The sequence below is a fragment of the Neobacillus sp. NPDC093127 genome (assembly GCF_044754175.1).
Classification (GTDB): domain Bacteria; phylum Bacillota; class Bacilli; order Bacillales; family Cytobacillaceae; genus Neobacillus.
Genome location: NZ_JBIVOP010000069.1, coordinates 1 through 1,193, shown reverse-complemented (window position 1 = coordinate 1,193; position 1,193 = coordinate 1). Strand labels below are relative to the sequence as shown.

Genomic DNA, 1,193 nt, shown 5'->3' with positions numbered 1-1,193 from the left:
AATAGCCAACAATCCGAAAAAAATTTCAGAGGGTTGGCTATTCATCGTGCGCACCGTAAGGGTGCGCTATTTTTTTATATTTCGGGCTTACAATTGATTCGCTTAATTTACAGTTCTGTTACAAAAGAGGAAATTTACAAAAAAAGCCGTTGAGAAATAAATTTCTCAACGGCCTAAAAAGTCATTTGTAAAATTAATTTAAGGAAAAGAATGCAATACATTTGTTAATTAACAGGTTCAATCGCATCAATATTAATATAAACTCCTTTACCTAAATCGTTACCAACCAAACCTTTGTTTACCAGTTTAATGGTATGAATACCTTTTTCAAGAGTAAGGTCTTCAAATACTAATTGAGAGTAACGAATATTGTTTGAAAAAAGGTTCGCTTCTTTTACAAATACTCCGTCAATGTAAACATCAGCTAATCCATACCATGGGCTAGTTAGAGCAATCCATCGAATCCCACTTCCGTAGAACGTTAATTCAGCCGAAGCACCTTTTTGATAAGTATGGATGGATGAATTATCGGTATAGAGCTGACTAGAATCTTTATACCAATACCCATTAGTAAATAGTGCAGGAGAAGAATCTTCAGTCCAGTTTGTAACTGGGTTTTGTACATGGACCTCTAAAGGTATTGATGCAACAGATTCGTTTCCAGCTGTGTCAACAGCGGTAACTTTATAAAAATAACTCTTACCGAATTCCAACGAATCATCAATAAAATTAGGTATAGAAAGTAAAGATGAGTTTAATTTAGTAAATGACACGTTGTCTAATGAACGGTATATGTTATATCCCTTTAAATCGATGTCTTTATTGGAATTCCATGAAAGACTAGATTTATTCAAAGCTAATTTTTTTTCAACTAATAAGGTTGGAATAGCAGGAGCCGTAATATCCCTTGATTCAATAACCTCAATCGCATCGATATTGATATAAACCCCTTTACCTGAATTATTACCAATTAAACCTTTATTTACTATTTTAATGGTGTGAATACCTTTTTCAAGAGTAAGGTCTTCAAATACTAATTGGGAGTAACGATTAGTGATTGAATATAGATTCGCTTCTTTTACAAATACGCCATCAATATAAACATCAGCTAACCCATACCAAGGGCTAGTTAGAGCAATCCAACGAATCCCACTGCCATTGAACGTTAATTCAGCCGTAGCACCTGTTTGATA

General features: G+C 33.9%; 1 pseudogene. It reads right to left on the bottom strand.

The annotated features are described in order from the left end of the window. Nucleotides 1-224: 224 nt before the first annotated feature. Nucleotides 225-1,193 (bottom strand): annotated as a pseudogene (locus ACIQCO_RS28185) (hypothetical protein); the annotation flags it as partial.